Origin of the sequence: Uruburuella suis, from assembly GCF_022870845.1 — a bacterium.
Taxonomy (GTDB): Bacteria; Pseudomonadota; Gammaproteobacteria; order Burkholderiales; family Neisseriaceae; genus Neisseria; species Neisseria suis.
Genome location: NZ_CP091507.1, coordinates 2,554,193 through 2,568,668, shown reverse-complemented (window position 1 = coordinate 2,568,668; position 14,476 = coordinate 2,554,193). Strand labels below are relative to the sequence as shown.

The 14,476-nt window shown below is 51.4% G+C and carries 11 protein-coding genes and 2 tRNA genes; 8 read left to right on the top strand and 5 right to left on the bottom strand.

The genetic code is table 11. From position 1 onward, the window contains the following. Window positions 1–14: 14 nt before the first annotated feature. The gene (locus LVJ78_RS11790) at window positions 15–1,688 is read right to left on the bottom strand and encodes a class I SAM-dependent methyltransferase (protein WP_132953522.1); all 1,674 of its coding nucleotides are present in this window, start codon (window positions 1,686–1,688) and stop codon (window positions 15–17) included. A 204-nt stretch (window positions 1,689–1,892) separates the two neighbouring features. Beyond that, the gene (locus LVJ78_RS11785) at window positions 1,893–3,614 is read right to left on the bottom strand and encodes a hypothetical protein (RefSeq protein ID WP_132953521.1); all 1,722 of its coding nucleotides are present in this window, start codon (window positions 3,612–3,614) and stop codon (window positions 1,893–1,895) included. Between the two features lie 461 nt (window positions 3,615–4,075). Here LVJ78_RS11785 and LVJ78_RS11780 point away from each other — a divergent pair, with 461 nt between their 5' ends. From LVJ78_RS11780 to LVJ78_RS11765, 4 genes are all read left to right on the top strand, one after another. After that, complete coding sequence (locus LVJ78_RS11780; protein ID WP_132953520.1) at window positions 4,076–5,212, top strand: polysaccharide biosynthesis/export family protein; 1,137 nt, start codon at window positions 4,076–4,078, stop codon at window positions 5,210–5,212. Window positions 5,213–6,273: 1,061 nt separating this feature from the next. After that, window positions 6,274–7,386 carry a capsule biosynthesis protein gene (locus tag LVJ78_RS11775; RefSeq protein ID WP_132953519.1) on the top strand — a complete coding sequence of 371 codons (1,113 nt, stop codon included), beginning with the start codon at window positions 6,274–6,276 and terminating at the stop codon, window positions 7,384–7,386. Then, on the top strand, window positions 7,386–8,183 hold the full coding sequence (locus LVJ78_RS11770) for an ABC transporter permease (RefSeq protein WP_132953518.1): 798 nt from the start codon (window positions 7,386–7,388) through the stop codon (window positions 8,181–8,183). The genes LVJ78_RS11775 and LVJ78_RS11770 overlap by 1 nt, the downstream gene beginning before the upstream one ends. Next, window positions 8,180–8,830, top strand: coding sequence for an ABC transporter ATP-binding protein (locus tag LVJ78_RS11765; RefSeq protein ID WP_132953517.1), 651 nt, complete (start codon window positions 8,180–8,182; stop codon window positions 8,828–8,830). Before LVJ78_RS11770 ends, LVJ78_RS11765 begins: the two co-directional genes overlap by 4 nt. Before the next feature lie 322 nt (window positions 8,831–9,152). Here LVJ78_RS11765 and LVJ78_RS11760 read toward each other — a convergent pair. The 3 genes from LVJ78_RS11760 to LVJ78_RS11750 form a co-directional block, all read right to left on the bottom strand. After that, window positions 9,153–9,228 (bottom strand) — tRNA-Ala (locus tag LVJ78_RS11760). Between the two features lie 6 nt (window positions 9,229–9,234). Beyond that, a tRNA-Met gene (locus LVJ78_RS11755) sits at window positions 9,235–9,311 on the bottom strand. A 127-nt stretch (window positions 9,312–9,438) separates the two neighbouring features. After that, window positions 9,439–10,596 carry a class I SAM-dependent methyltransferase gene (locus LVJ78_RS11750; protein ID WP_132953516.1) on the bottom strand — a complete coding sequence of 386 codons (1,158 nt, stop codon included), beginning with the start codon at window positions 10,594–10,596 and terminating at the stop codon, window positions 9,439–9,441. A 316-nt stretch (window positions 10,597–10,912) separates the two neighbouring features. On the opposite strand from LVJ78_RS11750, the gene mraZ reads away from it, so the two are divergent. The 4 genes from mraZ to penA all read left to right on the top strand — a co-directional run bounded on the left by mraZ (window position 10,913) and on the right by penA (window position 14,461). Further along, window positions 10,913–11,368 carry a division/cell wall cluster transcriptional repressor MraZ gene (mraZ, locus tag LVJ78_RS11745; protein ID WP_132953540.1) on the top strand — a complete coding sequence of 152 codons (456 nt, stop codon included), beginning with the start codon at window positions 10,913–10,915 and terminating at the stop codon, window positions 11,366–11,368. Beyond that, a complete protein-coding gene (gene rsmH, locus LVJ78_RS11740; protein ID WP_132953515.1) occupies window positions 11,365–12,321 on the top strand; it encodes a 16S rRNA (cytosine(1402)-N(4))-methyltransferase RsmH in 957 nt (318 codons plus the stop codon). The genes mraZ and rsmH overlap by 4 nt, the downstream gene beginning before the upstream one ends. A 70-nt stretch (window positions 12,322–12,391) precedes the next feature. Further along, on the top strand, window positions 12,392–12,652 hold the full coding sequence (gene ftsL / locus LVJ78_RS11735) for a cell division protein FtsL (RefSeq protein WP_132953514.1): 261 nt from the start codon (window positions 12,392–12,394) through the stop codon (window positions 12,650–12,652). 54 nt (window positions 12,653–12,706) lie between these two features. Beyond that, on the top strand, window positions 12,707–14,461 hold the full coding sequence (gene penA, locus LVJ78_RS11730; RefSeq protein WP_132953513.1) for a peptidoglycan D,D-transpeptidase PBP2: 1,755 nt from the start codon (window positions 12,707–12,709) through the stop codon (window positions 14,459–14,461). Window positions 14,462–14,476 lie beyond the last annotated feature (15 nt).

Genomic DNA, 14,476 nt, shown 5'->3' with positions numbered 1-14,476 from the left:
TCCTTTATTATTTATTATGATAGATTGAAAAAAGAAATACCTTTTTCGCTGTGGATAGTTTTTTGATAAACTTCTTTTTCTATATCTAGCAAGAGATGCCATTGCTCTATTATTTCTTTTTCTTCCGGCCTTGCGGCATCATCTAAAATAATATCAATCTGATGCGCTGCCAAATGTTTAAATAACAATGGCACAGCCGGATAGCGGGCGTTTTTGCAGGTGTTGCCGGGCGGGCCATCTACCAACACCAATATTTTGGCTTGTTTGCCGTTTAGCGTTTGAGCAAGCTGCTGCAATTTGGCTTCGCAGTCATAGTATAAAAAGGTTTGTTTGTTTTCTTGCCACTCAATCAGCGGGGCGTGCACCAAATCAACATATTTCCCCATTTGGTTTATCTTCAACAGCTCCTGGGTTTGGCGGTAGTAATCTGCATGATGATCGAATGACACAATTTTTTGCGGCAGCAAATCGCTCATCAGCTTTTCATGATGCTGTGCGGCGGCAAGTTTGGCAAACAGCAGGGTGGAAGTGCCGCTGCCGAATTCGATTATTAAATCATATTGCTTACGACGCATTTGGTTGATGATAAACAGGCCGATATCGGGGCTGATAGGCCAGCCGTGAAATCCGGAAAGCAGGCTGCCGGTATTGAAATAGTTGTGTATGGCAATATAGGCTTCCAATTGAGCCACTGCATTACCGGTGCTTTGCTGTATGGTTTGGCGCAGGTTTTTTTCGGCATGATCAATTTTTTGGCTGTAAGCCGGATTGATTGCTTCAGACGGCCTGTTTGATGCAGTTTTCTCGATATGTTGCAGCCATTGCTGTTGTTGTTTGGCTAATTCTTGGTTTTGGCTTTCCATCGCGGCAGCAATATGTGCGCTCTGCTCAAGCAGAGCATCCAGCTTGTCGAGCTTTTTTTTGTGGAGCAGGCTGTGCTCTTGCTCTTTTTGCAGGCAGCTTTCTTTTGCATCTAAAGTTTGCTGCAATTGGGCGATTTGCCGGATAAGCTTGGCTTCGTTGGCTTGTTGCTTTTGGTTTTTTTCATCAGCTTCTTGCAATTGCTGCTGAGCCTGTTGCAGTTGTTTGGTTAGCTTGGTGTTGTGTTGTTTGGTTTGTTTGTGTTTTTGCTTGCTTTTGTGTTTTTGCTGTTTATGGGCTTGGACTAAATCTGCATAGCACGCTGCATGATTTTTGACGAACAAGGCATATACGATATGGTTGTGGCGGCCGGGCTCTGTTGCGATGAGGGTAAAGGCATGCTGCGTCAGTTGCTGTGTTAGGTTGGCTAAATCGGCTTCCGGCAGGCTGTCAATGTCGTGGCTGGCTCTGGCAATGATAATATTCACATGCTGTAAAACGCTTTCTGCTTTCTGCAGCAGTGATTGGGCCGCGAAGCAGTTGATAAACAGCCAATCTGGGTGCAGGGCATTTTGATATGTGAAATCTTCCAATGATAAGGCGGCACGGGTTTGTTGCTGCACGGTTTCAATATTCGGCCAAATGCCGGCCAGCTTATTCGGCTGCAATAAGCCGCTTTCACTGCTCAAGCTGGCAGTGAAAAAAGTGGTATCGCCTGTGCTCTCTGCAATAAGATCGTGATAAGCATGCCAATTGGTTTGGTTTTCGGCGGCTTTGAGCAGGGCGGGATAGGCTTCTGTGTCTGCTTCAATTAATGTGGTTTGCATCGCGGGCTGTTGCTTCAACCATTCAACCCATTCGCCATCTCCTCGGCCAGCGCCGATAAGCAAGGCTTGCTTGCTGGGGAGTAAAAGGGATAAGTGTGCTAGCCATTGTGTTAATTCAGGGTAGCTGTGCATTGGGTTGCTCTTTCATTGTGATGGTGTTTCAGACGGCCTGCTGTTTACCTGTATGGCCGTCTGAAAGTGGTGTTATTTTTTTCTGAATTCTTTCACGGTTTTGTTTATGGCCCATGGCAGGGTAAACCAGCGCAAGGGATTACGGCTGTGCTTCAGCAGGGTTTGCCCAAGTTGGTAGGATAAATGCTTGTGCATTTTTTCTGCTTCGCTTGCATCGTGGTATAGGCTTACCGGCGGCAGATCTGCTGTGTTTTGTTGGGGCTTTCTGCTTTCTTTTATCAAGGCAGCCGGCATGCTGATCCAGCCGCCGAGGCTTTTACCATTTTGAATCATGGTGGCACCCAAGCGGTAATCCAATTGATTGCGCACGCGCTCGGCTGCACCATAATATTCTGGGCGTGCGGTGAGGCGTTTATTTTCTAGAAACAGCCGCTCCAGCTCTTCCTGCACATGGTGCAGCTGCTCAAGCAATAATTGGTTGTCTTTTTCTTGCTCGCTCTGGCTTGCTTTGTTATCTTGTTCAAGGCGGTTTTTTTCTTTTTCCAGCTTGGTTTTTTCGCTTGCTAAAGTTGCTTTGATTTTTTCAAGATCAGTTTTTTCTTTTTCCAGATTTAATTTGGCCGTTTCTAATTTTTTAATGGCTTCGCCGTCTGCCTTTTGGGCTTGATTCAGCTCATCGGATTTTTTCAACAGTTGCTGTTTTTCTTGTTCGAGCCGGTTGATTTTTTGGTGCGTTTCGGTTGTTTTTTGTTGATATTCTGTTGCTAACTTGTTTTTGTCCTGTAAGGTGGAATTTAGCTGGGCTTCAGTTTGTTTATGGTTTAAATGAGCCCGTTCGAATTCTTCTTGAGTGAGGTGTAATTGTTGCAATAGCAATTCATTTTCGTTTGAATATTCTTTTAAATCATTTTCTTGTTTTTTTAGTTGTTGGTGTTGTTGCATCATGGCCTGCCATGCCATTGATGCGGCATGATAATCGGCTTGCGTATGGCTGGCGGCATGTAATGGCAGGTTGGCAACGGCTTGCAACTCTTCATATAGCTGGATAGCTTCTTGATTGGTGTTGATGATGAAATCTGCCAAAAAGCCGGCTAAGTGGTTTTGTTCGTTGTGTAGGCTCGGCAGGATATGCTCGAATGACGAATCAATGTCATGATTAAGCTTGATGGTTGCTTGCTCTTTGGATGCGTCGGCCGTTGGTTCGTGGTTTGGAAGGTCGCGCCAAGGGGCTTCAATATGCAGCTGTATTTGCTGTACATAGCTGCCGACAGATGATTTTGCTTGTTGGCTGTGCATCAATAGGCAGCGATCTTGGTTGCGTAAATAAAAATGCAGCAATGATTCGTTATAGCTGATCCATTCTTGCAGCTTTTGCTCGATTGAGTTGCTATCGCTTGCTTCTTGGCTGTTGAGTAAAATGCTGTGGGGGCGATCGTATATCAGTGCAAAATGCATGGAATCATCCATGTCCCGCCAGTAGTTAAGCAAGGAAATGGCTTTTGAGTCGGCCCATCCCCATAAGCTTTGATCGATGTTGCCTAAAAACAAATCCATGGCCAATCCATGCCAAACCGTACCCACAGGCAGCTGACGGTTGGCAATTTTATCGCCGAGCAATAAGGCTTTTGCGCCGGGAGCTTCTTGATGGGCTTTTAATAGGGCGGCGTCAATTTCAAGAGGAGACATTCGCTCTCTTTTAGAGGGCAAAGCTTGTTCCATGCCGCTTGCGTGGAGCAGGTGCTCTATGGTTTGATAGCCGGAGTTGGGGTGCCCCACAATAAGAATTTTTGCCACGGTGTTTAAAGCCTTGTGTTGGTTTTGAGTTTTGAAAAAGATTGTTTTGCGCTGGAAAGGTTTGTGCCGAAAGTAATTGTTGCATATTTTAGCATCATACTTTGTGTATGATAAGTCCTTACAGGCAAGAATAGCTAGATAGTTTATAATTACTTCACTTTATTTGATTGACTTCAAACGACCGCTGAATTCATAAGTGAAACTGTGTTGGTGAAGTAATGAAATTAGAGTTAAATTGCAAATTAGATTACAATAACCGGCAAATCATTTGCGATGCTGATAGTATATTTCTTCGGCAGGCGGTGCGGAATTAAGCTGTATCGGTAAAGATAATGCCTTGTCGATAAACAGTTATATTGGTTTTTAAGTGTGTTTTATTTTATACATCGAGTCATATGAATAATACGGAAATAAGCAGAAATGCTTTGTTTGCCATGGGTGGCCGTGTCGCCGCTGGGTTAATGGTCGTTGTTTTATTTTCTGCCTGTGGCGGCCTGCCCACATCCGGCCCCAGTGGCAATAAAGTGGTGGCTTTGGGCGAGCAGCAGGCCACTGTGGCTGTGCCTGAGGTGGAGCTTATCGATTTGGATGAAGGCGTTGCCCGCAAGCTTTATCAGCGCAAAAGCAATCAGTCGTTTGCCCAGTTTGGCGAAGGGCGGGCTTCTGTGGGCGCGGTAAATGTAGGGGATGTGCTGGATATTACCATTTGGGAAGCGCCGCCGGCGGTGTTGTTTGGCGGTTCGTTAACGTCTAGCGGCTCGGGCAGTGCGCAATTAACCAAGCTGCCGGAGCAGATGGTGAGCGAGCGCGGCACGGTGTCGATTCCGTTTGTGGGTGATGTGCAAGTGAGCGGTAAAACGCCGGGGCAGATTCAGGAAATCATTAAAGGCCGTCTGAAAAGAATGGCCAATCAGCCGCAGGTGATGGTGCGCATGGTGCAGAATAATGCGGCCAATGTGTCGGTGGTGCGCGCGGGCAACAGCGTGCGCCTGCCGCTTACGGCAGCGGGCGAACGCGTGCTGGATGCGGTGGCAGCGGTGGGTGGCTCGGTGGCCAATGTGCAGGATACAACGGTGCAGCTCACGCGCGGCAATGAGGTGAAGCAGGTAGCGCTTGAAGATTTGGTGTCCAGCCCGCACCAGAATATTGTGTTGCGTAAAAACGACGTTGTTACCATTATCACCAACCCTTATAGCTTCACAGCCATGGGGGCGGTGGGTCGCACCCAGCAAGTGGGCTTCTCGGTAAAAGGCTTGTCGCTGGCGGAGGCAGTGGGGCGCATGGGCGGCCTGCAAGACCGCCGCTCCGATGCGCGCGGGGTGTTTGTGTTCCGCTATGAGCTTTTGGCCGACTTGCCGCAGCAGGATAAGGGCGCTTGGCTGGCCAAAGGCTATGCTTATGATGCGGAGATCCCGGTGGTGTATCGAATCAATCTTGCCGATGCCAATTCTTTATTTTGGTTGCAGCGCTTTCCGGTGAAAAATAAAGATGTGGTGTATGTGTCAAATGCGCCGCTGGCTGAAGTGCAGAAATTCTTGCAATTTGTGTTCTCGCCGGTGCTTACCGGTGTGAATAATATTGATAGCATTGTGAATTGATACTTGCTGGATAGGCCGTCTGAAAGTGTGAAGAAGCATTTTTCGGCTTATCATTTTTTAATAGCATAAATGGATTGCAGAAAATGTCTGAGCAAAAACCGGTAGCGGCCTCAGCCGCGCAGCAGGCTGAGGCCGCAGCGAAACAAGCCGAAGCAGCGAAACAAGCCGAAGCAGCGAAACAAGCCGAAGCAGCGAAACAAGCCGAAGCAGCGAAACAAGCCGAAGCAGCGAAACAAGCCGAAGCAGCGAAACAAGCCGAAGCAGCGAAACAAGCCGAAGCAGCGAAACAAGCCGAAGCAGCGAAACAAGCCGAAGCAGCGAAACAAGCCGAAGCAGCGAAACAAGCCGAAGCAGCGAAACAAGCCGAAGCAGCGAAACAAGCCGAAGCAGCGAAACAAGCCGAAGCAGCGAAACAAGCCGAAGCAGCGAAACAAGCCGAAGCAGCGAAACAAGCCGAAGCAGCGAAACAAGCCGAAGCAGCGAAACAAGCCGAAGCAGCGAAACAAGCCGAAGCAGCGAAACAAGCCGAAGCAGCGAAACAAGCCGAAGCAGCGAAACAAGCCGAAGCAGCGAAACAAGCCGAAGCAGCGAAACAAGCCGAAGCAGCGAAACAAGCCGAAGCAGCGAAACAAGCCGAAGCAGCGAAACAAGCCGAAGCAGCGAAACAAGCCGAAGCAGCGAAACAAGCCGAAGCAGCGAAACAAGCCGAAGCAGCGAAACAAGCCGAAGCAGCGAAACAAGCCGAAGCAGCGAAACAAGCCGAAGCAGCGAAACAAGCCGAAGCAGCGAAACAAGCCGAAGCAGCGAAACAAGCCGAAGCAGCGAAACAAGCCGAAGCAGCGAAACAAGCCGAAGCAGCGAAACAAGCCGAAGCAGCGAAACAAGCCGAAGCAGCGAAACAAGCCGAAGCAGCGAAACAAGCCGAAGCAGCGAAACAAGCCGAAGCAGCGAAACAAGCCGAAGCAGCGAAACAAGCCGAAGCAGCGAAACAAGCCGAAGCAGCGAAACAAGCCAAAGCAGCGAAACAAGCCGAAGCAGCGAAACAAGCGACTGCCGCCAGATTGGCTCGAAAGCCCAAATCTTGGTTGGCTAAAGCCTCGCCTTTGCTTTGGATTACCGTGATTATCCCCACGGTGGTGTCGGTGCTGTATTTTGGTCTGATGGCTTCAGACCAATTTACTTCCGAATCAAGCTTTGTGGTGCGTTCATCGAAAAATCAGGCCGCCTTAAGCGATATTGGCGCTATTTTGCAAGGCGCAGGCTTTTCGCGCGCGCAAGACGACACCTACACCGTGCGCGAATATATGCAATCGCGCACGGCTTTGGGCGAGCTGGAGAAAAAGCTGCCGGTGCGTCAATTTTATGAAGAAAACGGTGATCTGTTCAGCCGTTTCAACGGCTTTGGCTTCTTTGATTACGGCGAAGCTTTTTATCAATATTATGTGAAAAAGGTCGGTATTAATTTCGATTCGATTTCCGGCATCACCACACTGGGTGTCACCTCGTTCAATGCTGCTGAGTCGGCGAAAATCAACCAGGCTCTGCTCAAGCAGGGCGAAGATTTGATCAATAAGCTCAATACGCGCGCGCGCATCGACACCATCCGCTATGCGGAAGATGCGGTGAAAGTGGCCGAAGAGCGGGTGCAGGAAGCGGCGGCCAACCTCACCGAATATCGCACCAAACACGGTATTTTTGATTTGAAAGCGCAATCTGAAGTGCAGATGGGCTTGATATCCAAGCTGCAGGATGAGCTGATTGTGATTCAAACCCAGCTCGATCAGGTGCGCGCGGTTACGCCGGATAACCCGCAAATTCCCGGCCTCAAAGCGCGCGAGCAAAGCCTGCGCAAAGAAATCACTTCGCAGCTGCGCCAAATTTTCGGTGGCGGCAATAATTCGCTTGCCAACCAAGCGGCCGATTATCAGCGCCTTTTTCTGGAAAACGAATTGGCTGAAAAGCAGATGGCGGTGGCGGTAACCTCGCTGGAAAATGCCAAGGCTGAAGCCGAGCGCCAGCAGCTTTATCTTGAGGTGGTGTCGCAGCCCAGCGTGCCGGATATGGCGCAGCTGCCCACACGGATTTACAACATTATTGCCACATTGATTATCGGCCTGATTGTGTATGGCATTCTCAGCCTGCTGATTGCCAGTGTGCGTGAGCATAAAAACTGATGAAAGCGCTGCATCACACTTCATTTTGGGAATCGCTGGCGATTCAACGGCGGGTAATCGGTGCGCTGCTGATGCGCGAAATCATTACCCGCTATGGGCGCAACAATATCGGCTTTTTGTGGTTGTTTGTTGAGCCGTTGTTGATGACTTTGCTGATTGTGAGCTTGTGGGGATATATCCGGGCCAACCAAGTGTCATCACTGAATATGTTTGCTTTTGTTATGACCGGCTATCCAATGATGATGATGTGGCGCAGTGCTTCATCACGCGCCATCGGTGCCATCAGTGCCAATATCAGCTTGCTGTATCATCGCAATGTGCGGGTATTGGATACACTTTTTGCGCGGATGCTGCTTGAGATCGCCGGCGCAAGCATTGCGCAGGTGGTTATCGTGGGTCTTTTTGTGGCAATGTCTTGGATTGCGCCGCCAAGCGATGTGTTTTATATGTTGATGGCTTGGTTTTTAATGGCGATGTTTGCGATCGGCTTGGGATTGGTGATTTGTTCGGTTGCATATAAATTCGAAGCATTCGGCAAAGTTTGGGGTACGTTGAGCTTTATTATGATGCCGCTTTCGGGGGTGTTTTTCTTTGTGCATGCATTGCCGGCGCAAATCCGCGAATATGTGCTGTGGATTCCGATGGTGCACGGCACGGAAATGTTTCGTGCCGGCTATTTCGGCTCATCGGTGATTACTTATGAAAATCCGTGGTATTTGTTGTTGTGTAATCTGGTGCTGTTGTTTTTTGGATTGGCGATGGTGAGTCAACTCAGCAAAGGGGTGGAGCCGCAGTGATTTCTGTTGAACATGTATCCAAACGCTATCAAACGCGCGCCGGCTGGCGCACGGTGTTGGACGACATTAATTTCCAGCTGCAAAAAGGTGAGAAAGTGGGGATTCTCGGCCGCAATGGTGCGGGAAAGTCTACACTCGTCCGCCTGATTAGCGGCGTTGAATCGCCCACCGAGGGTGAAATCAAGCGCAGCATGAGCATTTCGTGGCCGCTGGCGTTCAGCGGTGCGTTTCAGGGCAGCCTCACGGGCATGGACAATCTGCGCTTTATCTGCCGCATTTATGATGTGGATATTGATTATGTGAAGGCCTTTACCGAAGATTTTTCCGAGCTGGGGCAGTATCTTTATGAGCCGGTGAAGCGTTATTCTTCGGGCATGAAAGCGCGGCTGGCTTTTGCTTTGTCACTGGCGGTGGAATTTGATTGCTATTTGATTGATGAAGTGATTGCGGTGGGCGATTCGCGCTTTTCTGCCAAGTGCAAGTATGAATTGTTTGAAAAGCGCCAAGACCGTTCGATTATTTTAGTGTCGCATAGCCACAGCGCCATGAAGCAATATTGCGATAATGCCATGGTGCTTGAGGCGGGTGAGTTGCATCAGTTTGACAATATGGATTTGGCGTATAAATATTACAACAGCCAGTTGTGATGACGATCCCTCAATGCAAATAGCCGTCTGAAAGATTTTCAGACGGCTATTTGCATTGAATTTTGAATAATACCAATTCGAAAAAATAATATACAAACAGGCAGCCTGTAGGTCGGATTCTCGAATCCGACACTTGTTCGCAGAACAAGGCACGCACATCGCTTTGGCCGTTGGCCAAACGTCGGATTCAAGAATCCGACCTACGCGGATGATGCCGCCGAACTGCTTTTATTTTGTAAGGTTATTTTTTCGAATTGGTATAAAATTGCGGTGAAATGCTCAAACAATAAAAAAGCCGGCGGAAAAGCCGGCTTTCTGAATATGGTGGAGGTAAGCGGGATCGAACCGCTGACCTCTTGCATGCCATGCAAGCGCTCTACCAACTGAGCTATACCCCCGATATTTGGTGGCGAATCAGGGATTCGAACCCCGGACACAAGGATTATGATTCCTCTGCTCTAACCGACTGAGCTAATTCGCCAACTGGTGAAGCGCGTACTATAAGGGAATGGTGTTTGGCTGTCAAATATAATTTGATGATAATTTTTTTGTTGTTTGATTTATTTAAATAAAAAGGCCGTCTGAAACCTTTTCAGACGGCCTTTTTATCACAATTTATGGCAAATGTCGCCGTGGCTGAAGCCCTGCCAGTCGATGCCGATGTTGCGGCCGAAAGCAATCACTTTGAATAATTCGCCCATTTCGTGTTGGCCGGTGAGTTTGTGGATGGCGGCGGCATCGCGGATATAGTCGGCAGAAGCCGGCTCGGTGCTCTTGGCCATGATGTCAGTGATGCCCAGATTGAGCAGAAAATGGGCTTGCGTGGCATAGCCGATTAAATCCAGCCCGGCATCGGTGCCGGCTTGGGCGATGTCGGTGAAGTTTACATGGGCGGTGAGGTCGGTGAGGCCGATGTGGAAAAACGGGTCGTGCACGGTGTGGTGGCGGTAATGGCCGATCAGCGTGCCCATGTGGCGCTGCGGATGGTAATACTGGGCGGCATCGAAGCCGTAGTCGATCAGGATAATGCCGCCGCGTTGCAGTTTTTCGGCCAAGGTATGCATGAAAGCGTGTTGTGCAGGGTGCAGCTCGCTGGTGTAGGGCTGCGGCGAGTGGGGGAAATAGCTAGTGGCCGCCTGCGAGAGCGCGCTCGGTGGCAGCGGTTGTGCCTGCTGGATAAAGCTGCTGTCGTCGGCCAGGGTCACGCCCATTTGCTGCCATTGATTGTGCGCATGGCGCACGATTTCTACCGGCATGGCATCAAGCACTTCGTTGCCGATGATGATGCCGTCGAAGGTGTCGGGCAGGCTGCTGAGGTGGGTGACTTTGCCGGCGGCTTCGGGGGCGGCTTCGGCGATGTGGGCGCGCTGGCGCTCGGCAAGCTCGGGTGAGACTTCGATGATGTAGTAATGTTTGAGGCCGTCTGAAAGGTTTTGCAGCAAGGTGGCGGCCAAAGCGCCGGTGCCGGCACCGAATTCGTAAACGTTGCCGGCGGTTTGCGGCAGCAGCTCGGCGAGTTGGCGGGCGAGGGTTTGGCCGAAGAGCGGTGAGAGTGTGGGTGCGGTAATAAAATCACCGCTGCCGCCGATTTTGTGGCTGCCGCCGGTGTAGTAACCATATTGTGGGGCGTAAAGCGCCAGCTCCATAAAGCGGGAAAACGGTATCCAGCCGCCGTGGTTTTGGATTTCAGTGCGGATGATTCGGCACAGCGCTTGGCTGGCGGCAGCGGCTGTGGCAGAAGGGGCGGGAAGTTGTGGGCTATTCATTGTTAATAAATGTAAATTTTAAAGAGGCGTGGGTTTATTATAACGCGGATTGCAAGGCTGTGGTTTGTGGTGGATTTATACCATATGTAGTAGCTTAACTTTGAATTTCATACTAGATATAGTGATTTATATCGGGAATGGCGGCTGCCTTGCGGGCGGCTGCCTGCTTTTTTTTCGATAAGTGCTTGTCTGGCCGCTTGTTTTTACAGAAAGGCCGATTTGACCGAGTTTGCAAAATTTTTTATAGTGTAGGCATGTGGGGTAATGTGTGTCAAAGTGTGGCAATTACCCGAAATTATCCAAGGAGTGGGGCGAAGTGTTTGGCGGCGTACACGAACTCAGCATAGACAGCAAAGGGCGGTTGGCGATTCCTGCCAAGTTCCGCGAGCTGCTGCTGCGCCATTACACGCCGGCCGTGGTGGCCACGCTGGATTCGCGCCACCGCCTGCTGGTTTACCCCGAGCCGGAATGGGAAGGCGTGGCCAAGCAGCTTTTGGGCTTGAAAGTGGCCGGTAATCCGGCTTTGCAGCGTTATCAAAATCTGCTGCTGCACAATGCCGACACCTTGGAGCTCGACACCGCCGGGCGCGTGTTACTGCCGGCCAATCTGCGCCGCCGCGTGGATTTCGATAAGGAAGTGACCTTGGTCGGCCGCGCCAACCGTTTGGAGTTGTGGGGTCGTGAGCATTGGGAAGCAGAGATGAATCAGGCGCTGGATATCGATCCCGATGAATTGGCGTTTGAATTGAGCAAAACGGACTTGCAGCTATGAGCACACAAGAAGTGCACCGGCACATTACGGTTTTGCTGAATGAGGCGGTGGCCGCGCTCAATATCCGTGAAAACGGCGTGTATGTGGATGGAACGTTTGGCCGTGGCGGCCACTCGAAGCTGATTTTGTCGAAGCTGGGCAGCCAAGGCCGCTTGGTGGTGTTTGATAAAGATCCTCAGGCGATTGCCGTGGCCAATGAATTGGCGGCACAAGATAAGCGGGTGTGCGTGGTGCACAACGGCTTTGCCACGTTTCAGACGGCCTTGGATGAATTGGGCATTGAAAAGATAGATGGCGCGCTGTTTGATTTGGGCATTTCCTCACCGCAAATTGATGAGCGCGCGCGCGGATTCAGCTTCCGCTTTGATGCGCCGCTGGATATGCGCATGGACACCACCCGCGGCCAATCTGCCGCTGAATGGCTGGCTGTGGCGGATGAGCAGCAAATACACGAGGTGATTAAAAATTATGGTGAAGAGCGGTTTAGTCGCCAAATCGCCCGCGCCATCGTGGCGCAACGCGAAACGGCACCCATCGATACAACCGGCAAGCTGGCGCAGCTCGTGGCGAAAAACGTCTTTACTCGCGAGCGCGGACAAGACCCGGCGACCCGGACGTTCCAAGCCGTTCGCATCTTCATCAACCGTGAGCTTGAAGAAGTAAAGGCTGTGTTGCCACAGGCGGTGCAGCGTTTGAACACGGGCGGCAGGCTGGCGCTGATTGCGTTTCACTCGCTGGAAGACCGCATTGTGAAGCAATTTATGAAGCAGCATTCGCAACATGCGCCGTTGCCGAAGTGGGCGGCGGTAAGAGAGGCCGATTTGCCGCAGCCGCCGCTGGCTTTAATCGGCAAAGCAGTGAAGCCGTCTGAAAACGAAGTGCAAATGAATCCGCGCGCGCGATCAGCGGTGTTGCGGGTGGCGGAGCGAACTGAAGGCAAATTCGAAGGATAGGCGGCCGGCTGTGTACAGCCAGCCGCAGCGGAGCACAAAAGGCTGTTGCACAAAAGGCTGTTGATAGAGAATGAATAAATTAAATGTGATGCTGCTGGTGTTGGCTTTGTTGTCGGGCTTGGCAGCGGTAACCGTGCAAGACAGGTCGCGCCAGCAATTCATTGCGCTGGATAAGGCCGAAAAGCAGGAAATCCATTTGGAGCAGGATTATGCGCGCTTAAAGCTGGATCAGGCCAAGCTGGCCAACCACCAGCTGATTAAGGCGGCGGCGGAAAAGCAAAATCTGCGCCCGCCCAGCGCGCTCGACACCAAAATGGTGGAAGTGAAATAAGTGTAAACAATGGGTGATTAGGCAGTAAACCTACTATAAAAACGAGAAGTTGCTATGTTAATCAAAAACGAATACAAGCCGCAGATGCTGCCCAAGCAGCCCAAGGGCAAGAAACCCGTGAGCACCAACGGGCGGATTGCTTTTGTGCTGGGCGGATTGGCGCTGGCCTTTGCCGCTTTGGTGGGGCGTGGGGTGTATTTGCAAACCACGCAGCATGATTTTCTGAAAAATCAGGGCGACCAGCGCTTTGTGCGCACCATTGCGCTGCCGGCCTCGCGCGGCACCATCACCGACCGCAACGGCGCCACCCTGGCGCTGAGCGCGCCGACCGAATCGCTTTATGCCGTGCCCTCGGGCATGGATGAAATGCCGAGCGCCGAGCAATTGCAGCAGCTCTCGGCGCTGATTGATGTGCCGGTGGAAACCATCGAGGCGCGTTTGGCGAAAAAAGACAAAGACTTTATCTATCTGAAGCGCCAGCTTAATAAGCAAACCAGCGATAAAGTGGCGGCTTTGGGCATCAAAGGTTTGGCTTTCCAAAAAGAATCTAAGCGCCATTATCCGATGGGCAATCTGTTTGCGCATGTAATCGGCTTCACCAACATCGACGGCAAAGGCCAAGAAGGGCTGGAGCTGGCGCGTGAAGACGATTTGCGCGGTGCCAACGGTGCCAAAGTGGTGCTGCGCGACAACAAAGGCAATATCGTTGACAGCCTCGATTCGCCGCGCAACCGCGATCCGCAAAACGGCCGCAATATGGTGATGTCGCTCGATCAGCGCATTCAAACGCTGGCTTATGAAGAATTGAATAAAGCCGTGAGCCACCACCGTGCCAAAGCAGGCAGCGTGGTGGTGCTGGATGCGCAAACCGGTGAAATTCTGGCGCTGGCCAACAGCCCCGCCTACGACCCCAACAGCCCCGGCCATGCCGACAGCGAGCAGCGCCGCAACCGTGCGGTAACCGATATGATCGAGCCGGGCTCGGCGATGAAGCCTTTCACCATTGCCAAGGCGCTCGATTCGGGCAAAGTGGGCGTGAACACTTGGTTTAACACCAATCCGTATAAAATCGGCCCCGCCACCGTGCGCGACACCCATGTGTATCCCTCGCTGGATGTGCGCGGCATTATGCAGAAATCGTCCAACGTGGGCACCAGCCGTCTTTCGGCCATGTTTTCGCCACAGGAGATGTATGATTTTTATCACAGCATCGGCGTAGGCCAGCGCATGCATTCGGGCTTTCCGGGTGAGAGCGCGGGCATGTTGCGCAAATGGCAAAATTGGCGGCCGATTGAGCAAGCCACCATGTCGTTCGGCTATGGCTTGCAGCTGAGCCTCTTGCAACTGGCGCGCGCCTACACGGTGATTACGCACAACGGCGAATTGCTGCCGGTGAGCTTTGAGAAGCAGCAGGCCGCGCCCAAAGGCGAGCAGATTATCAAACCGGCCACTGCTAAAGCCGTACGCAACATCATGATTTCAGTTACCGAAAAAGGCGGCACCGGCACCGCCGGCGCGGTGGACGGCTTTGATGTGGGCGCGAAAACCGGCACCGCGCGCAAGCTGGTAAACGGCCGCTATGTGGACAACAAACACGTGGGTATGTTTATCGGCTTTGCCCCGGCGATGAATCCGCGTGTGATTGTGGCCGTCAGCATTGACGAGCCGAGCGCCAACGGTTATTACGGCGGCATTGTTGCCGGCCCTGTGTTTAAATCAGTGATGGGCGGCAGCCTGAATATTCTGGGCGTGTCGCCGACCAAGCCTTTGAAAGAAGCCGCCATGGTGCAGGCGCAAGCCAAACCCTAATGCAGGAAAACCGTT